Here is an 18,776-nt window from a genome sequence, read left to right on the forward strand (position 1 = left end):
CCTCCTGGCTACTTCGCCAGTGGCTTGAGGAGAGGGAAAAGAATGACGTCGCGAATGCTCTGGGAATCGGTGAACAGCATGGCGAGCCGATCAATCCCGATGCCCTCACCGGCCGTGGGCGGCATGCCGTGCTCGAGGGCGCGGATGTAGTCCTCGTCGTAGTCCATCGTCTCCTGCTGGCCCCGCTGCTTCGCCTCCAGCTGGGCCAGGAAGCGGCCCTTCTGGTCCAGCGGGTCGTTCAGCTCGGAGAAGGCGTTCGCGATTTCCCGCCCCGCCACGTACAGCTCGAACCGGTCCGTGATTTCCGGGTTCTTGTCGTTCCGGCGGGCGAGCGGGGAGATGGCGGTGGGGAAATGGGTGATGAAGGTGGGATGGACGAGGGTGCCCTCGACGTGGTGCTCGAAGAGCGCGCCCACCAGCTCGCCGTGGTTCATGGCGTCGATGGCCCGCCGCTCGGACTCGCCGTGGGACGTCTTGAGCAGCTCGGCGCGGAGCCGGTCCGGGTCCGCCATGTCCTTGTCCGTCAGGCTGCTGCCCACCGCCTCGCGGATGGCCTCCGTCATGGAGATGCGCTTCCAGCCCTTGCCGAAGTCCAGCACGTGCTCGCCGTACTTCACCTTGGAGTCGCCGGTGACGGCCTTCGCCGCCTCGGAGATCATCTCCTCGGTGAGGTCCATCAGGTCCTCGTACGTGGCGTACGCCTGATAGAACTCGAGCATCGTGAACTCGGGGTTGTGCCGGGTGCTGATGCCCTCGTTGCGGAAGTTGCGGTTGATTTCGTAGACGCGCTCGAGGCCGCCCACCACCAGGCGCTTGAGATGCAGCTCCGGGGCGATGCGCATGTACAAGTCGATGTCGAGCGCGTTGTGGTGCGTGGTGAAGGGCCGTGCCGCCGCGCCCGAGACGAGCGAGTGCATCATCGGCGTCTCCACCTCGACGAAGTCCCTGCCGTCGAGGAAGCTCCGGATGAAGCTGACGAGCTTCGTGCGCTTGAGGAACGTGGCCTTCACGTCCGGGTTGGAGACCATGTCCAGGTAGCGCTGGCGGTAGCGGACCTCCACGTCCGTGAGGCCGTGCCACTTCTCCGGCAGCGGCCGGAGGGACTTGGTGAGCGGGGTGAACTTCGTGGCCGACAGCGTCAGCTCGCCCGTCTTGGAGCGGAAGACGGGGCCGGTGGCGGCGAGGAAGTCACCCAGGTCCGCGAGCTTGAAGACCTCGTAGGCGTCACCCAGTGCGTCCTTCTTCATGTGGACCTGGATTTCACCCGAGCGGTCCCGAAGCTTGATGAAGGCGGCCTTGCCGAACGAGCGCATGGCCACGATGCGGCCCGCGACGTCGTAGACGGTGGGGTTGGCGTCCAGCTCTTCAGTGGACTGCGGACCGTGCTTCGCGTGGATCTCCGCGGCCTGGTGCTGGGGCTTGTAGCCGTTGCCGTACGGGTTGAAGCCGGCCTCGCGCCATTTGGCGGCCTTCTCCAGCCGCTGCTCGTAGATCTCCTGCTCCTTGGACCCCGTGTCGTTGTTCTGTTCTTCAGCCATGGCGCGCCCTTCCAAGAGGCGCGGCACCGTAGCCAAGGCTCCCCCCGGACGCAACGCAACACAACGCAATAGGGCGAGGTGGCGGACGCTCGGGGAGCAACCTCCTGAAGCCGACGCTCGGGGCGCAACCCCCTGAAGCGGACGCTCAGGGTGCGGCCATGAACAGGAAGGCGGCCACGGCGGCCCCCAGGAGCAGGGGGATGAGGATTTCCACGGGGACGCGGTAGTGCGCGTGCTTCGTGTGCAGGCCGCGCAGGCCGAAGCGGCGCTGGCGGCGCAAGCGGTTCATCACCTGCGAGGCGAGCGCGGGTGGGGCCTTCTCCCGCTCCACACCCTTGAGGCGCTGCACGGTGCTCGCGTAGCCCTCCCAACCCTTGCGGCAGTCCTCGCAGCCGTCCAGGTGGGTGCGCACCGCCTGCGCCTTGGGGGCAGGCAGCTCGTCGTCGGCGAGCGCGAGGAACAGGGCCCTCGCCTCGCGGTGGTTCATCCGCGGGTCCACGTCCAGGAGTTTGCGATGAATGCTGCTCATGGCTCAAGCCGCCCCAGGAGGTCCGCCAGCTTTTCTCGTGCCCGGTGGAGCCGGCTCTTCACCGTGCCCTCGGGCAGCTCGGTAATCTCGATGATTTCGTCGTAGCTCAGGCCCTCGATGTCGCGCAGGGCCACCAGCATGCGCGCGTCCGGCTCCAGCTGGGAGATGGCCCACTGGACGCGGGCGCGCTCGCGGGCGGACTCCAGGGCCACGTCCGGCGTGGGCGGCGCCCCGGGCCCGTCCACCCAGAGGGCCTGGGCCTCGTCGTACTCCTCCGAGCGGCCCCGGCCCCGGCGCTTGAGGTACTTCAGCCGGTTGATGCAGTGGTTCTTCGTGATTCGGAACAGCCAGGTGGACAGCTTGGAGTCCTCGCGGAAGCGGCGGACGTTCTGGTGCACGCTGACGAAGATTTCCTGCACCAGGTCGTGCGCCTCCTCGCGGTCCCCCACCATGCGGACGCAGAAGTCGTAGAGCCGGTCCTGGTGCGTGCGCACCAGCTGCTCGAAGGCATCCGGGTCGCCACGGCGCAGCCGGTTGAGCAGCGCCACGTCCTGCCGGCGGGCTTCGGACGCCTCGGCGACGGCCTGCCCTTCTTGTCCGATTTCGAGCACGCCGCCCGACGTCACCGGTGTCCTCCCACGGCCGCCCCTCCGGCTGGAGGTGCCACCGTCCCTCGCAGACTATCCCGTCCCCTGCCCCGCGCGCCCTCGGACAGCGGGGCCGGGGAAAAGGTTCCCGGAGTGTGGGCGCGGGGTTGGCCCGAAGCGTCACGGCCCCAGCCCCAATGGGTGTCGGGGCAGCCTGCTACCCGCCGCTGGCCCCACGGGCGAGGACACGCCAGCGGGGAGATACCTCGCGCGTCACCACGCCCGCATCCGGGAGCTGGAGCACCTCTCGGTGGAGCCAGATTTCATCACCGTCTGCCTGCCAGTAGCGGATGAGGAAGAGCGTATACGTCCCCGCCGGCAGGTGCGGAAACGTCCAGAAACCGTCCCGGGAGTAGTCGGACGCATGCCTGAACTGCGTGACGCGGGTGAAGGCCTCATGGTCCGCCGGCGGCTCCATCGCCCCCGGCACGAGCACCCAGCTGCCGCCCACCTCCGAGTCGTCGCGGGGCGACCGCACCCTCAACGTCGCCCCCTCGCGCCGCTCCTCGAACTCCACGGAGACCGTCCCCTGCGCGGGGACCTGGATTCGCCGGGGAGGAAAGGTGGCCTGCGGCTCGGGCCGCGGGCGGACGTCCAGCGACGCGACGTACGCTCCCGCGGGCACACCGCGCAGCTCGAAGTCAGCGCATGAGAACTCCACCTGATGCCGGGAGGAGCCATCCTCGGCGTGGAGCTGCGCGACGCAATGGGTATAGGAGTCGCTGGCGCGCACCCGGCCGCGCACCCGGGCGCCGGCGTCGAGGACGATCTGGACCTGCGTCTGCCCGGGAGCGAGCGCCACGCGCTTCTGGACATGCCCGGGATGGATGACGACGAGCGTCCGCCGGACCTCCCCGGCGCGCAGGGCGAAGGTGCCATCGGCCGCGCTCTTCACGGCGCCCAGCTCCGTCGAGGCGTGGACCTGCCGGTTGTCTTCCGCGGGTCCGTCCTCGGCGTCCACCAGCGCACCCTCCACGGGCGCTCCCGTGGCCGCGTCCACGATACGGCCACGCACCGTCACGCCCGCCCGCATCACCACGACGCCCAGCTCCACGTCGCCGTCATGCTCCCGCGCGGGGACCGTGACACGGGTGGAGACAAGCTCCGGGGCCGAGAGCGTGAGCTGCAGCGCGGCCCTGTCGCGCAACGACCGGGAGAACCGCCCCTGGGCGTCCGCCACTTCGCGCCCGTTGACGTGGAACCGCGTGACGGGCGAGCCGTCCTCGCGCGTGACGCGGCCGCGCACCTCCGCGTCGCGGCGGAGCACCCACTTCACGTCTTCCGTTCCCGCCTTCACCCGGAAGCGCTCCTTCCGGCTGCGTGGGGAGCCCGGCGTGGAGGTCTCGGGGCGATAACCCGACACGATGGCGTCCACTTCATACTCACCGGGCGCCAGGTGCCGTTGCCGGAAGCGCCCGTCCGGTCCCGTGGTGGCGGTCGGCTGGAAGCCGATGATGGGCATGCCCGGCGGAGGGTGGAAGACGAGTATGACGCCGGAGAGGGGCCTCCCCTCGGTGTCCACGACCAAGCCCGTCACGGGCAGCCCTTCCGGCAGCACCAGCCGCACGTGCGAGGACGCGGTGGACGCGAGCTCGACGACGGACTCCACTCCACGGGAGCCCTGCGCCCCATCGAGACGCGCCTCCACCCTGTACCGCCCCGCCGGCATTCCCCGCAGCGAGAAGCGGCCCTCTTCATCCGTGGTGTCGACATGCGAGAGCGAGGCAGCGTCGTCCCCACCCTCCAGTTGCGCGAGGATCCGCGCGTCCGCGACGGGCAGCCCCCGTGAGTCCACCACCTCGCCGGAGAGCCGCGCCCCGACGGACAGCACCAGGCGGACGGCCCGACGGGGGACGGTGACCGCCTGCTTCGCCATCAAGAAGTCCCGGTGGTAGGCGGCCAGCAGGAAGTCGCCAGGACGGGAGACCTCCACCTGGAAGGTCCCGTCCTCCCGCGTCCTCGCCAGGCCCACCTCCCTCGGCTCCGCGCGCGAGGTGTCCAGCACGCGGAGGATGGCATCCTTCACGGGGCGGCCCTCCGGGTCGACGACGTCCCCCTCCACGAGGAACGCGCGCCGCAGCGTGAAGTCCAGGGGCCCGGCTCCCGGCCGCCACTTCTGGTCCTGGAGGATGAAGCCCTCGTGGAGGGCGCGGATGACGTGCTCCCCGTCGGCCAGCGGTCCCAACCGATAGGTGCCATCCGCCTCCGCCAGCACGGCCAGCTTCCGGCGCTCGAGCCGTGGTTCGGGGCGCTCGAGCACCCTCAGCACGGCCTCCGGGAGGGGCCTGCCCTGCTCGTCGCGCACCACGCCCCGCGCCTGCGAGGGCCGCGACAGGTCCAGCACCAGCTCCCGTGCGTCGCGTCCGGAGGGAAGCCAGAGGCCGCCCGCCGCCTCGCGCTCTCCGTGGAAGGCGAATACCTCGTAGGCCTCCGGGCGCAGGCCGTCGAAGGCGAAGCGCCCCTCGCCGTCGGTGTGCATCTCGCGCTGCAGGTGCTCGCCCGCGAGGACGACACGCGCTTCCCGGACGGGGGACTCGCCGTCCACCACGCGCCCCGCGAGACGCCGGGCCCGGTGGAGGGTGATGACCCGGGAGCGCTCGTCCGAGGTCCGGACGCGCACGAGCTCGGGGTACCAGCCCTCCTTCATGACGAGGACGTGGTACTCGCCCTGGGGCAGCGGGCCGATGCGCCAGTGGCCGTCTTCCGCCGTGAGGCCCTCGAACAGCCGGCCGTGGTCGAGGCAGAGCGTCGAGACGCTCGCACCCACCACTGGCGCCTCGTCCTCGTCGAAGACCGTGACGTCGAGCGCCGCGTCTCCGAGCCGCAGCTCCACGCCATCCGTGCCCGCGAGCACATCCGGCCGCACCGCCACGCCGGGCCCGCCCTCCGCCCAGAGATGGAAGGCCCCCTCCTCCAAGCCCTCCAGGGAGAAGCGTCCCTCGGCGTCCGTCGTGGCTCGGGCCTGTGGGGGCGTGTCCTTGCGATACATCTCCAGCCACGACTCCAAGCGCTCCGGACTTCCCTCGCAGCTGCACTCCACATCCATGTGCCCATTGCCGCCATGGCAGCCGCACGGGCTCAGGATGCGCCCGCTGAGGAGGGCGCCGGGCTTGATGGCCATCACCCACGCTCCGGGAACCGGTCCCTCCGGCCCGAGGACGCGCCCCCGGATGCCCAGTGAGCCCCGGGCCGTCGGTGCGGGCAGCGAGGACCACGCCTCCAGCAGCCGCGCGGCCGCGCGTGACTCACGATTCTGGAGCTCCCGCTGCTCGGTCCGTGGTTCGCCCCCGAGCTCCGCATCCCCGACAGGGGCGCGGGTCAGCCACCACAACATCCCCCCGAGCACGAGCAGCACCAGGGCCACGCTGAACCACCGACGCACGAGAACCTCCGTCACGGGGCCCAACCTGGGAGGGCACCTCCGTTTCACCCCTCTTACTGGATTTCGTCCCTCCGTGCAGGGGCGGCGTGAGGACTTCTCTCCGCACTCTCCACCGCCGGGGCCTGGACCGCCCCAAGGGGCGGAGCGTACGCCTGGCGCGCGACGCGGGCCGTTCCATCACCGCGGGGACGCGGGCACCGCCGGGCTCTTGATTGAAGGTGCCAGGTGGTCCCATCATCTGCTGACCTGGTGGGTAGACTGTCCTCCCCGGGAGTGTTATCGCGGGATTCCGCTGTGGCCTCCGCTCTGTGCCACGGCCATGCCTGTCCGCCAGGAAGCGCCAGGTCCAGCATCGTGTCAGCCCCTTGGAATAGATGGAGACCCTGGAGGTTGTCCCGCATGTCCCATCGTGGTGGGTTGGTCTTGATGGTGGCCGTGCTGTTGCTGGGCACGGGCGCCCCGGCGCAGTCGCAAGCCACGAAGCAGTGGAAGCGCGTGGAGCGGAGCGTCTCCCTGACCGTAGGCCCCCGGGAGTCCGCCCAGCCACTGCGGCTGGCGCCCAACGTAGTGACCACGGTCATCTTCGACACGGACATCGACCCGGCGGCGGTGGATGTCGCGAACCTGCGCGTTCTCTTCACCCTGCTGCAGGTGCAGGCGCGCCTGCTCGTGCTCAGGCCAGCGGTCGTCATGCCCGCCGAGCACGTGCCTCCGCTGGTGGTGCGCTTCGCGGATGGCGCCGCGCCCCATCAGCTCACCTTCGTGCTCACGACGGACGAGCAGGAGGTGGACTCGGTGGTGGACGTGCTGCGCAAGCCCGTTCCGTCTGAGCAGTTGGAGGCGCAGTTGGTGGCGCTGGGCAGCTACTGCGAGAGCCTGGAGGAGCGACTGGCCGCCGCGCGCAGGTCGGCCCTCCCACGCGGGCTGGCGGGGGCGCTCCTCTCCGGGGCCATCACGGAAGTAGGCGTCAAGGGAAGGGAGGACAAGAGCACGGCCGTTTCGAAAGGGCTGGGGGTGGCGTGGCTGCACATCTATCGCTCGTACTCATGGCTGGCGTTCAAGATGAAGCTGGAAAATCCAGCGAACGCGGCACCGTGGCTGCCCGGGCGGGCGCGGCTGACCCGCCTGGACGCGGAAGGCCGTCCCCTTGGAGAAGTGCTCGAAGCACCGGTCCAGATGCGCGAGGCGCGGCTGGCGCCGGAGCAGAGCGCGGAGGCGGTGGTGCAGTGGCCATTGTCGGCGGGCGACGAGGCCGCAATGTACACCCTGGAAGTGCTGGACGCGGCCGGCCGCAGGGGCGTGCGGTGGCCGGAGCTGAGGCCGTAGACGTAGGAGACCACGAGGAGGCGGCATGCAGGAGCAGGTCAGTGAGTCCTCGAGGCAGTACGCCGTGCTGTCTCCGCAGGGACTGCCGCCCGGCACCTGGGTGGGGCGCTGGCGGGTGGAGCGCCGCGTCGGCAGTGGTGGCAACGGGACGGTGTACGAGGTGCGGCGGAAACCGGGAGGCCGCAGCTACGCGCTGAAGCTGGCCCACAAGCCGGGAGATGCCCGCTTCATGCGCGAATCAGAGGCGCTCGACCGGGTCCTGCATCCCGGAGTGGTGCGCTTGATCGAAGCGGGCGCATGGCGGACCGGGCCGGTGCGCTACCCCTACCTGGTCCAGGAGTACGCGCACGGCGAGTCACTCTACGACTGGGCCCTGGCCCGCAACCCCACGGGCCGGGAGGTGGCCGGGCTGCTGGCACAGGTGGCTGAAACGCTGGCCGAGGCGCACCGCCAGGGCGTGCTCCATCGCGACATCAAGGGAGAGAATACCCGGGTGGACGCGGACCAGCGGCTCAAGGTGCTGGACTGGGGCGCCGGCTGGCACACGGACGCGATGCCTCTCACCTCGGCGGCGCGCCTGCCCCCCGGCACCCCGCCCTATCACAGTCCTCAGGCCATTCTCTTCAGCCTGCGGGCCCAGCGTGAGCGACTCTCGGGCCCCTACCAATACACGGTGGCTGACGAGCTGTACGCCGTGGGCGTCGCCTTCTATCGGCTGCTGGTGGAACAGTACGTGCCCCTGCGCCTGAATGACGACCTGGAGTCCAGCGTGGAGGAGCCCGGGCCCTGGGCCGTGCGTGCCCTCAACCCGCGTGTGCCCGCGCCGCTGGCGGCCCTGGTGCAGCGGCTGTTGGCTTTCCGGCCCGAGGACAGGCCGCGGAGCGCCCGGGGCCTGGAAACCTCGGTGCGGCGGGCCCTGAAGGAGGCGGGACCCGCGTGGGACGAGCCCCTCTTCGACTGGTACGCGGGACCGGCCCCGGACACCCGCACGACGCAAGCGGGGGCGCCGCCGGGCCCCGTCGCGCCGGGTCACGAGGTGGCGCTGCGCCTCGCGCGCACCCGGCGTCTGGACCAGGCCCGGTTGCACCGGGGAGTCCGCCATGTGCGCCGCAGGGAATTGGCCGAGGTCGTCACCCTTCCAGTCGCACGCACCGGCCTCCGGGAGCGCTGGGCACAGGGCCCCCGGGCCCGGCGGCTGGCGCTGGGCGCGGGGCTGGTGGTGGTGATGAGCGTGGCCTGGGCCCTTGCGCGCTGGAGTCCGCCACCCAAGCTCACGCCACCAGGACCCGCCTCCCGTAGCCGACAACTGGCGCCCCCCGGCGGGCCCACCGACACTGTGGCGCCCGTGGCGGCCTCTCCCTCTCTGCACCTGATGCCTCCGTGGCCGGAAGAAGCCATGTCCAGAACCGACTCACTGTGCCTGTCCTGTCTCCACCCCCTGCAACGCTACCTGCTGGCTGCTGGCGCCGCCGCCACCCTCACCGCCTGCCCCGGATCGGAGGTGCGCCCTGACTCCGCCCACTGCCCTTCCGAGGCGCTGACGGCCATGCGCCAGTTCCGCATGGCCCCGGGCGACACCCTTGGCATTGAGACCGACTTCCGCCTGCCCCGAGGCCCCGAGGAGTTGAATTACAACGTGCCCGTGCGCGATGGCCCCATCACCAGCCGGGTCTACAACCCCAAGATAAGTCGACTGCCTGAGGGAACCCTGCTCTTCGGGCAGCTGTGGACGGGCGGAGAATTTGTCATCGGCCGCTACACCCGGGCGAGGACGCCCGCCGGCCGTGAGTACCCGGTCTGCCTCATCCTCGCGGACGCGGAGGGCCAACCCAAGTCTCAAGGCTCGCGGCCCGGCTATACCCTGCTGCGGCCCACGCCCTTCGTCACGGTGGTGGACCGGTTCCCCTGAACGTCTGGTTTGAGCAATAACAATACGAGGCGCCGGCACACCCAACCTCACACATCCTTTTCTGGTTGGCTACATCTTGGGTAGTCTCCCTGAGGCTCGCGCGGCCAATCCAAGCCCGTGCAGCGCCTCAAGGAGAACGCCACAATGTCTGGACGGAAGCGTTCTAGCAGCAGCGAAGCGCCCATCCTTGCCGTGGGCGACGCGGTCTACGAACGCGTGACGGAGTTGCTCCCAGGCCCTCACGGAGAGCGGGTGTTCATCGCTCGCCGCCGTGCCCCCGGCGAGCCGCCCGTCCGTGTCATCCTCAAGCAACTGTCACTTTCATCGACAGGCGGTGCTCCAGTCTCCCTGGAGCGGGCACGCCACCGGCTCGAAGAGGAAATTCGCCTGGCGCGCCACCTCCAGCACCCGGGCATTGCCCGGGTCCACGGGCTTCATGCGCGTCCGGACGCGCTCACCGTCGAGATGGAGTACGTGGCCGGCACGTCCGTGGATGATGCCATCTCACTGGCGCTCATCCGGCAACGGCCCTACACCGAGCGCTTCCTGCTGTACGTGGCCTCGCGGGTGGCCGAGGCGCTCGCGTATGCGCATGGCCGAGTGGATGAGCACGGCATGCTGCTGGGCATTGTTCACCGCGACATCCAGCCGGAGCGCATTCGCATCACCCCAGGTGGCGACGTGAAGCTGACGGACTTTGGCGTTGCCTGCTCACTTCTCCCGGGGCGGCTGGTGACGAGCGTGACGCGCCCGCATGGACAGGCGCTCTACTCTGCCCCGGAGGTGCTCTTCGGCGAGCCGGTGGATGGGCGTGCCGACCTCTTCTCGCTGGGACTGGTGCTGCTGGAGCTGGGCACGGGTATGCACCTCTATGACCTGCCGGACATCCAGGAGCGCGAGCTGGAGGCGCGCTTGACAGCCGAGGCCGAACAGCGCGTGACACGCACGGTCATGTCCGCGCTGGAGGCGGAGCTGCCCGCAGAGGACTACGAGCGGGCCGCCCTGCACGCCGCCGTGTTCCACCCCACGGACGTCGAGCGTCTGTCCGCGCGGGTGACGCCGCCACTCCGCGCCATCCTTCTTCGGCTGCTCCGCAGGAGCCCGGAGGAACGGTATGAATCGGCGGAGGCGCTCGAGGTGGACCTGCGAAAGCGGTCCGGCGAGATGGGGTCCTACAGCGCCGCGGAAGCTGTCGCGGAGCTGGAGCTGGCACGGCGCGAGGCCGGCGAGAGACTGGTAGGGGATGCCAATGACACTCATGCCAGCACGGCATGAGGCCTCTCCTTTCATCCGCGCTGCGCGTGCTCGCTGACCCGTCCTGTTCACGGCGCGTGAAGCCTGTCATACCATGGAATGCCTCACCGTGTCGGGAAGCAGTGGAGGCGCTGATGCGATGGCGGGCCACGACGAACGGGCTCTGGCTTCTGCTCGTGGGGCTGATGTTGGGTTGTCCACTGAATCACGCCAAGGCGGGATTCAACGACCGGGCCATCCGGGCAGATGTCCGTGCACAGCTGCTCGAGGAGTGTCCGGAGAAGGTGCGTGAGCGGCACTGCGATGGCGACCGTGAGCACACAGAAGATTGCATCAAAGCATGTGCCGAAGCGCTCCAGTCCGAGGACGGCGATGAATGAAACGACGTGAAGTCGCGGGACTGGTCGCGGCCCTGCTGCTGCCCTTGCCGCTCGTCATGTTGGTGCTCGGTGTCATGCACCCGGAGCGCTGGGCACCCGGGCAGTCGGACGCACGCGTCAGCCCGGTACTGGAGTTCGAAGCCAGGATGCGCCTCCAGTCGTACCGCCGCTACTGCCGCACCGGCGCGAGCTGCGAGCCGCCCCTGGGGTGCCTGGACGACATGCGCGCCAGGACCGCCTACTGCACGGACAGCGAGTGCATGACGGACCACGACTGCCCGGAGGAGCAGCAGTGCCGCAACCTGGCCTCGCGCGGCGGCGGCCCCCTGGTTCGCCGCTGCATTCCCCTGGGAGAGCGCAAGGAAGGCGAGCGGTGCTACCCCGTTCCACCCGACCGGGATGACGCCTGCGGGCCGAACCTGTTCTGCGCGGGTGATGGGTGGTGCGCACGGCCCTGCCAGTTGGATACCCCCCAAGGCTGCCCTGAAGGCTTCAGGTGCACGAACGTGACGCCAGAGCCCGCGTGCCTCCCTACCTGCGAGATACGAGGCTGCCCTCAAGGCCAACGCTGCGTGCGCACAGAGGATGGCGCCTCAATCTGCGCGGTGACGTACGGCCCTGACTGTCAGACCGACCCCGCCTGCCCCGAGTGCCGCGTCGCCACCTTTCCCACGCCCCCTGGTACGGCGTGGATGGAGTGCCTCCAGCGATGCGGAAGGCAGGGCGACCCGCCCTGCCCCGGGGGAAGTTTCTGCAAGTACGGGGCCTGCGCGAAACTCTGCGACCGGAAGGTGCCTGGCATCTGCGGCGAGGGCTTCTTCTGCATGCGAGGCCTGGCAGGCGATCCGACGACCTGCCAGCCCCTCTGGATGAAGCCGGAGCGGAAGCGCTCGCCCTGACGCCGCGCTCCGGCTCCAACTGCCTTTCGTTCACCCGCTCAGCAGCGTCAACGTTTCTCATTGCCGCGCCCAACGCCGTGCTTCTCGGTTCGTCGTCTCGGGCGTTATGCAGCGCGGCTCCCCAAACCGGTCGATGAACCAAACATCAAAAAGACCTTCGGGCTCGATGCGCGTGACGGCCATGACAAGAAAGGACCGCGCGCCTATGTGCGGTTCAGTGTCATAGCGAGCAAGCAGTCGGAGACCTGCGGCCACCAGTTCCGCACGCCCCCCGCCGCTCAGCACCGACGATTTCCCCTTTGACCGCACGGTAGACATACCTCCCGCCGGGGTAGGGCTGAAAACGCGCGGCCTCAAGCGAAGAAGGATGGTGGTCCGTCTCCGCGAGGTAGGCCCTGAAGGCAGTGTAGATGCTTTTCAGGTTTGTCTTTGCTTCGGACTGCTGCGACCGATATTGAAGAGTCTGAAGTTGCCAACCGCCTTGCCCAGAAAGCCGCCGCGTGGCGTTTCATCGAAAAACGATTGAGGGATGACTGCATCGCGCCCTGGGTCGCGAGCGCCTGGAGCTCAACGACAGAACGAGGCACCGGGGTCCGAGTCATTGCTTGAACTCATGGCAGACTGCACAGGCGCTCGGGCCCCTGGCGGCGTCCGCTGTGGAGCCATCAGCCAACGAAGACGTAACCGAGCAAGGACTTCCACCTTGCTCGGCTACAAAGTCTCAATATCTTCGGCAACTCCCGCGGGAGACAACCCGCAAGGGCCGAAACATGCGATGCACGAGGCTCAGTCCGCGCCCGCGCCGCGGTTGGGGTTCTTCACCCCGAGGAGCTGGGCGGTGACGAACTCGTCGAGGTTGCCGTCCAGCACCGAGTCCACGTTGCCCGTCTCCACGCCGGTGCGCAGGTCCTTCACCATGCGGTACGGGGCCAGGACGTAGCTGCGGATCTGCGAGCCGAAGGAGATGTCCTTCTTCTGCGCCTCCGCCGCGTCGCGCGCGGCCTCGCGCTTCTTCATCTCCAGCTCGTACAGGCGGCCGCGCAGAATCTTGAAGGCCATGTCCTTGTTGGCCGACTGCGAGCGCTCCGTCTGGCAGGTGATGATGATGCCGGTGGGCAGGTGGCGCAGCTGCGCGGTGGATGACGTCTTGTTCACCTTCTGGCCGCCCGCGCCGCCGCCGCGGATGAACTTCAGCTCGATGTCCTTCTCCGGGATGTCGATCTGGATGGTGTCGTCCACCTCCGGATAGACGTCCACGGACGCGAAGGCCGTCTGCCGCCGCGCGTTGGCGTCGAACGGAGAGATGCGCACCAGCCGGTGCACGCCCACCTCGGCCTTGAGGTAGCCGTAGGCGAAGTCACCCTCGATGCGGAGCGAGACGTTCTTGAAGCCCGCCTCTTCGCCCGGCACCTCGTCGTTGATCTCGACCTTCCAGCCCTTGGCCTCGCAGTAGCGCGAGTACATGCGCAGCAGCATGGCCGCCCAGTCCATGGAGTCCGTGCCACCGGCGCCGGCGTTGATGTCCATGAAGCAGCTGCTGCGGTCCTGCTCGCCGGAGAGCATGCGCGCCAGCTCCAGCTTCGCGACGTCGCCCTCCAGCGACTCCAGCGAGCCCTCCGCCTCCTTCGCGGTGTCCTCGTCGTTGGCCTCGGCGGCGAGCTCCAGGAGCGTCTGCGCGTCGTCCAGGCCGCGCATCACCTTGTCGTAGGCGCCGACGCTGGCCTCCAGCGTGGACTTCTCCTTCAGCAGCGACTGGGCCTTGGTGTTGTCATCCCAGAAGTTGGGCAGCGTGGAATCCCGCTCAATCAGCGCGATGCGGGAGCGCTTGCGGTCCAGGTCAAAGATGCCCCCGGAGCGCCAGCACGCGCTCTCTAAGGCCGTTGATCTTCTCCATCGAATCGTTCGCCATGGTGTCGTCCTCGTTCAGCCGGCGCCAGGTCTGGCGCCGCGTTCGGGAAGGGGTTGAGAGAAAGAAGTGAAGAGAGTCAGGGCGCCTTGAGCGAAGCGACGGCGTCGCCCTGCCCGGCTGACGCACGCTGCGCCCCGCGCAGCCGCGCCAGGACGCGCTCCAGCCCGAAGGCACCCGCCATGCCCAGGTTGATGGGCAGGATGAGCGCGATGAGCCGCCAGTTGTCCTGGTCGAACGGCGGAAGAATCTTGAGCACCACGCCCAGCACGCCGGTCGCCGCCAGCACCAGCCAGATTTTCGACAGCCGCGCGCGCGCCTTCTTGCTGTTCCACAAGAGCGCCACGCCGAAGGGCACGGCCAACAGCGTCAGCGGGTTGGCGAGGAAGAGGTTCTCGTTCCGGTGCGTCACCGTGTGGTTCGTCACCAGCCACATGATGAGCAGCGCCGTGCCCGGGATGCCGAGCACCAGCCCCAGCACCGCGTTCTCCAGGCCGAGCAGCACGCGCGCCAGCCGGCTGCCGCGCCGCTCCCACGCCGCCAGCCCCACCGCCGCGCCGCCGAGCGCCACGCCCAGCGCCAGAATCCACGGGCCCCACGCCGGTGGCTCCGCGGGCGGGCGCTTGCGCGTGGGCGACTCGTAGTAGTTCCACGTCTTCGCGGCCAGCGAGCGCGTCTGCCCGTCAGCGCCCTTCACCTGGAGCGCCGCCACCTGCGTCTCGAGCTCGTCCGGGAGGAAGGCCTCCTCCCACTTCGTGATGGGATGGTCGATTTCATCGTTCATCATGAAGTCGAGCAGCACGCTCATGGGCGCATTCACCGCCGTGTAGCGCCGCGTGTGCTCGCGCAGCGTCATGCGGCCCGGGGCCTTGTCCATCTCCTTCAACTGCCCGCCGGTGGCGACGTCAATCATGTCGCGCAGCCGCGTCACGCAGTTGTCGTTGTAATGGTGATACAGGTACTCGCGGTTCTCCGGCAGCACGTTGTCCGCCAGCCGCCTGGCGACGACGAGCCGCTGCTCCGGGGTGAGGTTCAGCTCCTGGATGCGGACGTCGCGGTCCTCCGACTTGTAGTAGCGGAAGGTGGCGCCGACGGGCGAGTGGCCCACCCAGAACTCCAGGCGGCCCATGGCGAAGCGGGCCAGCATGGTGTCGTTGAAGGTGAACATCCCGTAGTTGTAGAGGCGCTGCTGCTCCAGCCGCTTGTCCTCCACCACCAGCGAGCCGTGGCCCCACCACGAGGGCACGTCGTCCCCCGGGCTGAACGTCACCAGCCAGATGGACAAGTCCTCACCCCGGCTCTCACCGGAGCCCCAGGGCGGAATGGAGACCTCGCGTGCGTGGGCCGGGGCCGTCCAGAGCAGGAGGCCGAGCAGGCAGGTGGCGATGAGTGACAGGCGGGGCATGGAGTCCGTCCAACACACGGGAGGCGGCCTACCTATCATGCGTGCCGCCCGACTCAACCGCAGGATGCCGGATTGTCCGGCAGGGGGCCGAGGAGGGGCCTACATCAGGCTGCGGGCCCGGCGGGCGCGAGCGTCCACCTGGAGTGAGTCCGCCACCATGCCGCGCTCGCCGAGCAGTTGCTCCTCCAGCGCGGCCATGCGCTTCGCGTCGCGCGGCTTCTCGTGGTCGTGCCCCAGCAGGTGCAGGAGGCCGTGCGCCAGATAGCGCGCCATCTCCGCCTCCAGCGTGCGGCCGTACTCCCTGGCCTGCCGCTTCGCCGTGTCCAGCGAGATGACCACGTCGCCCAGCGGGCGCGGGCCTGGCGTGCCCTTGGGCAGCTCGCCCGCGGGGAAGCTGAGCACATCCGTGGCCTTGTCCTTGTTGCGCCAGGTGCGGTTGAGGCGGCGGATGGCCCGGTCGTCCACGAGCGACAGCGACAGCTCGCAGCCGGACAGGTCGAGCTGCTTGAGGTAGTCGCGCGCCCAGCCCGACAGGAGCCGTGAGTACTCGCGGCCCTGGTTGTGTGCCACCTGCACGGTGACGTGGTACTCGGCCTCGCGCGGCGCGGGCGTCTCCATGTGCGCCAGCTCCGGGCGGAAGGCCGGGGCGCAGATGGACCAGTAGTCGCACGCGCCCTGCCCGTCGTTGCGGTACACGACGCGCTTGCCGCGCGGCACGAGCCCCACCTCGCCCGCGGCGATGCGCTCGCGGCGACCCTCCACCACCACCGTCAGCTCGCCCGTGAGGACGATGACGACCTCGTCGAACTCGGGGCGCTGCGCGGGCTCGGACCAGCCCGGGGGCGCAAGCATGTGCGCGACGGAGGCGGACTCCGTGCCCGTCGTCGCCGCTCCCACGAACTCCTCGATGCGCTTGCCGTCGTCGCGGGGAATCAGCTTCCCCTTGCGGAGTCTCACACGCTTGCTCCTCGCGCCGCGCTCAAGATGCCCCCGCGGTGCGCGCCTTGTCCTTGCTGTCCTTGTTGCCTTCCGGCGCCTTCACCCCACCCGCCACCACGAGCGGCGGCGCCTTGCCCCCGCCCACCGCGCCCGCCGGGTACGCCGGGCGCGTATGGTAGATGCCCTCCAGCGTGTGCAGGAAGGACTGCGCGATGATGTTGAGGTCCTTCAACGTCAAATCGCACTCGTCGAGCTGACCCTCGGAGAAGATGAGGTTGATGATCTTCTGCACCTGCGCCTGCAGCTTCGGCGTGGTGGGGTCCGACATGGAGCGAGTGGAGGCCTCCACCGCGTCGGCAATCATCACCAGCGCCGCCTCGCGGAACTGCGGCTTGGGGCCCGGGTAGCGGTAGATGCTCTCGTCGATGGGGGGCGCGCCTTCCTTGCCCTCCTGCTCCTTCAACGCCTTGTGGTAGAAGTAGCCCACCGTGCGCGTGCCGTGGTGCTGCGGAATGGCGTCCGCCACCAGCTTGGGCAGCCGGTACTGGCGGGCCATCTCCAACCCTTCCGTCACGTGGCGCTTGATGATGACCGCGCTCATGGCCGGGGCGAGCTGGTCATGCCGGTTCTCGCCCTTCTGATTCTCCCCGAAGTAGAGCGGGTTCCGGCCCTTTCCGATGTCGTGGTAGTACGCGCACGAGCGCGCCAGGAGCGGGTTGGCGCCAATGGCCTCCGCCGCGTTCTCCACCAGCGAGCCGATGATGATGGAGTGGTGGTAGGTGCCGGGCGCCTGGACGATGAGCTCCTTGAGCGCCGGGTGGTTGAGGTTGGCCAACTCCAGCAGCTTGATGTCCGAGGCGTAGCCGAAGGTGGACTCGATGAGCGGCGTGAGCGCCATCACCATCACCGGCACCGCCAGCGAGGTGCCCAGGAATGCGCACAGCGCGGTGATGAGCGTGTCGCCCGCCAGCCCCTTGCCTTCCACGAGGAAGAGGAACACCACCGCGATGAGGTTCGTCGCGCCCGTCAGCAGGCCCGCGCGGAAGATGCCCACGCGGTCCTTCGCCTTGACGATGCGGTCCGCCGCCACCAGCGAGCCCAGCAGCGTGTAGATGCCGAAGGCCAGCGAGTTGCTCAGCATGACGCCGGCGAGGCACGCGAACACCAGCGCGAAGAAGAGCGCCAATTCCTGCGTGAGGATGAAGCGCACCAGCATGGCGCCAGCCGCCACCGGGAAGGCGTAATAGAAGGCTTCAATGGGCAGCGCGGTGTACCGGTCCTGCACCGCGTCCGCGATGGACACCCAGATTTGCAGCAGGCCCAACAGGCCCACCAGCAGCAGGCCCAGCAGCAGCCCGTCCTTGCGCGTGGGACGGAAGCGGCGGAAGGCCGCGCGGCAGAAGAGGTACGAGGCCGCGATGAGCAGCGCCACCAGCCCGGTGCCGCCAATCTGGAGCTGGAGCAGATCCAACCGGTCCGTCTCCGCGCGCATGCCGCGCAGCATCACCAGGTGCGTCTCGTTGACGAGCTCGCCGTCGCCGATGACGCGCTGGCCCTTCTTGATGGAGATGACGGCGTCCTTCACCGCCTGCGCCGCCTGCGTGCGCCGCGCGTCCGTCTCCGCGATGTTGATGGTGAGGTTGGGCCGCACCAGCCGCTTGGCCAGCCGCAGCACCGCACGGCGCTGCACGCCGGGAGCGTCCGGCAGCAGGTTGCCGGGAACGGAGGCGAAGCGGTCCAACTCCTGGTACGCCTCGCGCACGTCCAAGACCTGCGGCGCGGTGCCGGGCAGCGTCTCCTCGCCCTTGTTCACCACGTCGCGGACGGTGAGCCCCTGGGGGGCCTCGCGGGCCAGCTCGTCGCGCGAGCCGGCCACGAACACCGGGCCCCGCTCGGAGCGATAGGCGCGCTCCAGCACCACCAGCGTGGCCTGCTCCGCCTCCGGCGAGAAGCGGGTGGCGTACAGCGCCTGGAAGTCCTCCGCCTCCAGCCCCGAGTCGCGCTGGCCGAAGAGGAGCTCCTGGAACTCCGCCTGCATGGCCTCGCGGACGCGGCGCTCGCGCTCCACCTCCTCCACGGTGGGGGGCGCGGGCTTGCGGCGGCGGGCCTGTCCGTCCTCGGGTTCCTGTCCGGCCTTGGACTCGGCCTGCTCGTCCAGGCGCTCGCGCAGGGTCCGGAAGGCGGCCTTCACCGAGGTGCGCAGACTGCCCACCACGGCGGGGTTCAAGTCGTACACGGGGCGGACGGCGCCGCGGGCGTCCTGGCGGCGCTGCTGCGTCATGGCGCCGTGGACGATTTCGTAGTCGCGCGCGGCCTTGAAGCCCGCCGGAGAGCTGGCGCGGAACGGCTTGCCGAGGTGCTCCTCGGTCAGCGCCGGAATCTGCTGGCTGTAGAGGCCCGGAGAGATGACGAAGCCGGCCCCCACCGCCACGGCGAGCAGCAGGAAGACCTGGACGGCACGCCGGCCCCACACGCCGTTGCCCAGTCCGAGGCGGTCGGCGAGCGCGTCCAGTGGACTGGGCCCGGGGGGCTGCGATTCCGGTTCGGCCATGGGGGTCCTCACCCTAGATAAGGCGTCGCGGATCCATCAAGGACGCAGCGCCAGGGATTATTCACGAGGGTGGGATTCCGTACGCCCGCCCGCCAGGGTGTGCGCGGGTGG

General features: G+C 69.3%; 13 protein-coding genes. 4 read left to right on the top strand and 9 right to left on the bottom strand.

What is annotated here, in order from left to right; all coding sequences use genetic code 11:
• Positions 1 to 8: 8 nt before the first annotated feature.
• The 4 genes from lysS to ACVTJA_RS34420 form a co-directional block, all read right to left on the bottom strand.
• On the bottom strand, positions 9 to 1,538 hold the full coding sequence (gene lysS, locus ACVTJA_RS34405) for a lysine--tRNA ligase (RefSeq protein ID WP_465825943.1): 1,530 nt from the start codon (positions 1,536 to 1,538) through the stop codon (positions 9 to 11).
• 145 nt (positions 1,539 to 1,683) lie between these two features.
• Positions 1,684 to 2,067, bottom strand: a complete 384-nt coding sequence (locus tag ACVTJA_RS34410) for an anti-sigma factor family protein (RefSeq protein WP_465825945.1) — start codon at positions 2,065 to 2,067, stop codon at positions 1,684 to 1,686.
• Complete coding sequence (locus tag ACVTJA_RS34415; protein WP_465825948.1) at positions 2,064 to 2,693, bottom strand: RNA polymerase sigma factor; 630 nt, start codon at positions 2,691 to 2,693, stop codon at positions 2,064 to 2,066. Before ACVTJA_RS34415 ends, ACVTJA_RS34410 begins: the two co-directional genes overlap by 4 nt.
• Before the next feature lie 178 nt (positions 2,694 to 2,871).
• Positions 2,872 to 6,111 (bottom strand): carboxypeptidase regulatory-like domain-containing protein, encoded by a 3,240-nt coding sequence (locus tag ACVTJA_RS34420; RefSeq protein WP_465825950.1) that lies wholly within the window; start codon positions 6,109 to 6,111, stop codon positions 2,872 to 2,874.
• Between the two features lie 384 nt (positions 6,112 to 6,495).
• Here ACVTJA_RS34420 and ACVTJA_RS34425 point away from each other — a divergent pair, with 384 nt between their 5' ends.
• From ACVTJA_RS34425 to ACVTJA_RS34440, 4 genes are all read left to right on the top strand, one after another.
• Positions 6,496 to 7,422 (top strand): DUF2381 family protein, encoded by a 927-nt coding sequence (locus ACVTJA_RS34425; RefSeq protein ID WP_465825953.1) that lies wholly within the window; start codon positions 6,496 to 6,498, stop codon positions 7,420 to 7,422.
• Positions 7,423 to 7,447: 25 nt separating this feature from the next.
• On the top strand, positions 7,448 to 9,331 hold the full coding sequence (locus ACVTJA_RS34430; protein ID WP_465825955.1) for a serine/threonine protein kinase: 1,884 nt from the start codon (positions 7,448 to 7,450) through the stop codon (positions 9,329 to 9,331).
• A 252-nt stretch (positions 9,332 to 9,583) separates the two neighbouring features.
• Positions 9,584 to 10,606, top strand: a complete 1,023-nt coding sequence (locus ACVTJA_RS34435) for a protein kinase domain-containing protein (protein ID WP_465825959.1) — start codon at positions 9,584 to 9,586, stop codon at positions 10,604 to 10,606.
• 113 nt (positions 10,607 to 10,719) lie between these two features.
• The gene (locus tag ACVTJA_RS34440; protein ID WP_465825962.1) at positions 10,720 to 10,965 is read left to right on the top strand and encodes a hypothetical protein; all 246 of its coding nucleotides are present in this window, start codon (positions 10,720 to 10,722) and stop codon (positions 10,963 to 10,965) included.
• Positions 10,966 to 12,084: 1,119 nt separating this feature from the next.
• Here the strand turns inward: ACVTJA_RS34440 and ACVTJA_RS34445 are convergent.
• The 5 genes from ACVTJA_RS34445 to ACVTJA_RS34465 form a co-directional block, all read right to left on the bottom strand.
• Complete coding sequence (locus ACVTJA_RS34445) at positions 12,085 to 12,285, bottom strand: hypothetical protein (RefSeq protein ID WP_465840584.1); 201 nt, start codon at positions 12,283 to 12,285, stop codon at positions 12,085 to 12,087.
• Between the two features lie 365 nt (positions 12,286 to 12,650).
• A protein-coding gene (gene prfB / locus ACVTJA_RS34450) for a peptide chain release factor 2 (protein WP_465825963.1) occupies positions 12,651 to 13,773 on the bottom strand; the annotation gives its coding sequence in 2 pieces (ribosomal slippage) (positions 12,651 to 13,703 and positions 13,705 to 13,773; 1,122 coding nt in all).
• A 76-nt stretch (positions 13,774 to 13,849) separates the two neighbouring features.
• Complete coding sequence (locus tag ACVTJA_RS34455) at positions 13,850 to 15,175, bottom strand: Lnb N-terminal periplasmic domain-containing protein (protein ID WP_465825966.1); 1,326 nt, start codon at positions 15,173 to 15,175, stop codon at positions 13,850 to 13,852.
• A gap of 99 nt (positions 15,176 to 15,274) precedes the next feature.
• Positions 15,275 to 16,132, bottom strand: coding sequence for an rRNA maturation RNase YbeY (ybeY, locus tag ACVTJA_RS34460; protein ID WP_465825968.1), 858 nt, complete (start codon positions 16,130 to 16,132; stop codon positions 15,275 to 15,277).
• Positions 16,133 to 16,154: 22 nt separating this feature from the next.
• Complete coding sequence (locus ACVTJA_RS34465; RefSeq protein WP_465825970.1) at positions 16,155 to 18,665, bottom strand: HD family phosphohydrolase; 2,511 nt, start codon at positions 18,663 to 18,665, stop codon at positions 16,155 to 16,157.
• Positions 18,666 to 18,776: the final 111 nt, after the last annotated feature.

It is taken from the genome of Pyxidicoccus sp. M6 (genome assembly GCF_055568925.1).

What these genes read in the sequence shown, in the direction of transcription:
- ACVTJA_RS34455 (WP_465825966.1), bottom strand. Translation starts at nt 15,175, where the DNA reads ATGCCCCGCCTGTCACTCATCGCCACCTGCCTGCTCGGCCTCCTGCTC.
- ACVTJA_RS34430 (WP_465825955.1), top strand. Translation starts at nt 7,448, where the DNA reads ATGCAGGAGCAGGTCAGTGAGTCCTCGAGGCAGTACGCCGTGCTGTCT.
- ACVTJA_RS34465 (WP_465825970.1), bottom strand. Translation starts at nt 18,665, where the DNA reads ATGGCCGAACCGGAATCGCAGCCCCCCGGGCCCAGTCCACTGGACGCG.
- lysS (WP_465825943.1), bottom strand. Translation starts at nt 1,538, where the DNA reads ATGGCTGAAGAACAGAACAACGACACGGGGTCCAAGGAGCAGGAGATC.
- ACVTJA_RS34440 (WP_465825962.1), top strand. Translation starts at nt 10,720, where the DNA reads ATGCGATGGCGGGCCACGACGAACGGGCTCTGGCTTCTGCTCGTGGGG.
- ACVTJA_RS34410 (WP_465825945.1), bottom strand. Translation starts at nt 2,067, where the DNA reads ATGAGCAGCATTCATCGCAAACTCCTGGACGTGGACCCGCGGATGAAC.
- ACVTJA_RS34425 (WP_465825953.1), top strand. Translation starts at nt 6,496, where the DNA reads ATGTCCCATCGTGGTGGGTTGGTCTTGATGGTGGCCGTGCTGTTGCTG.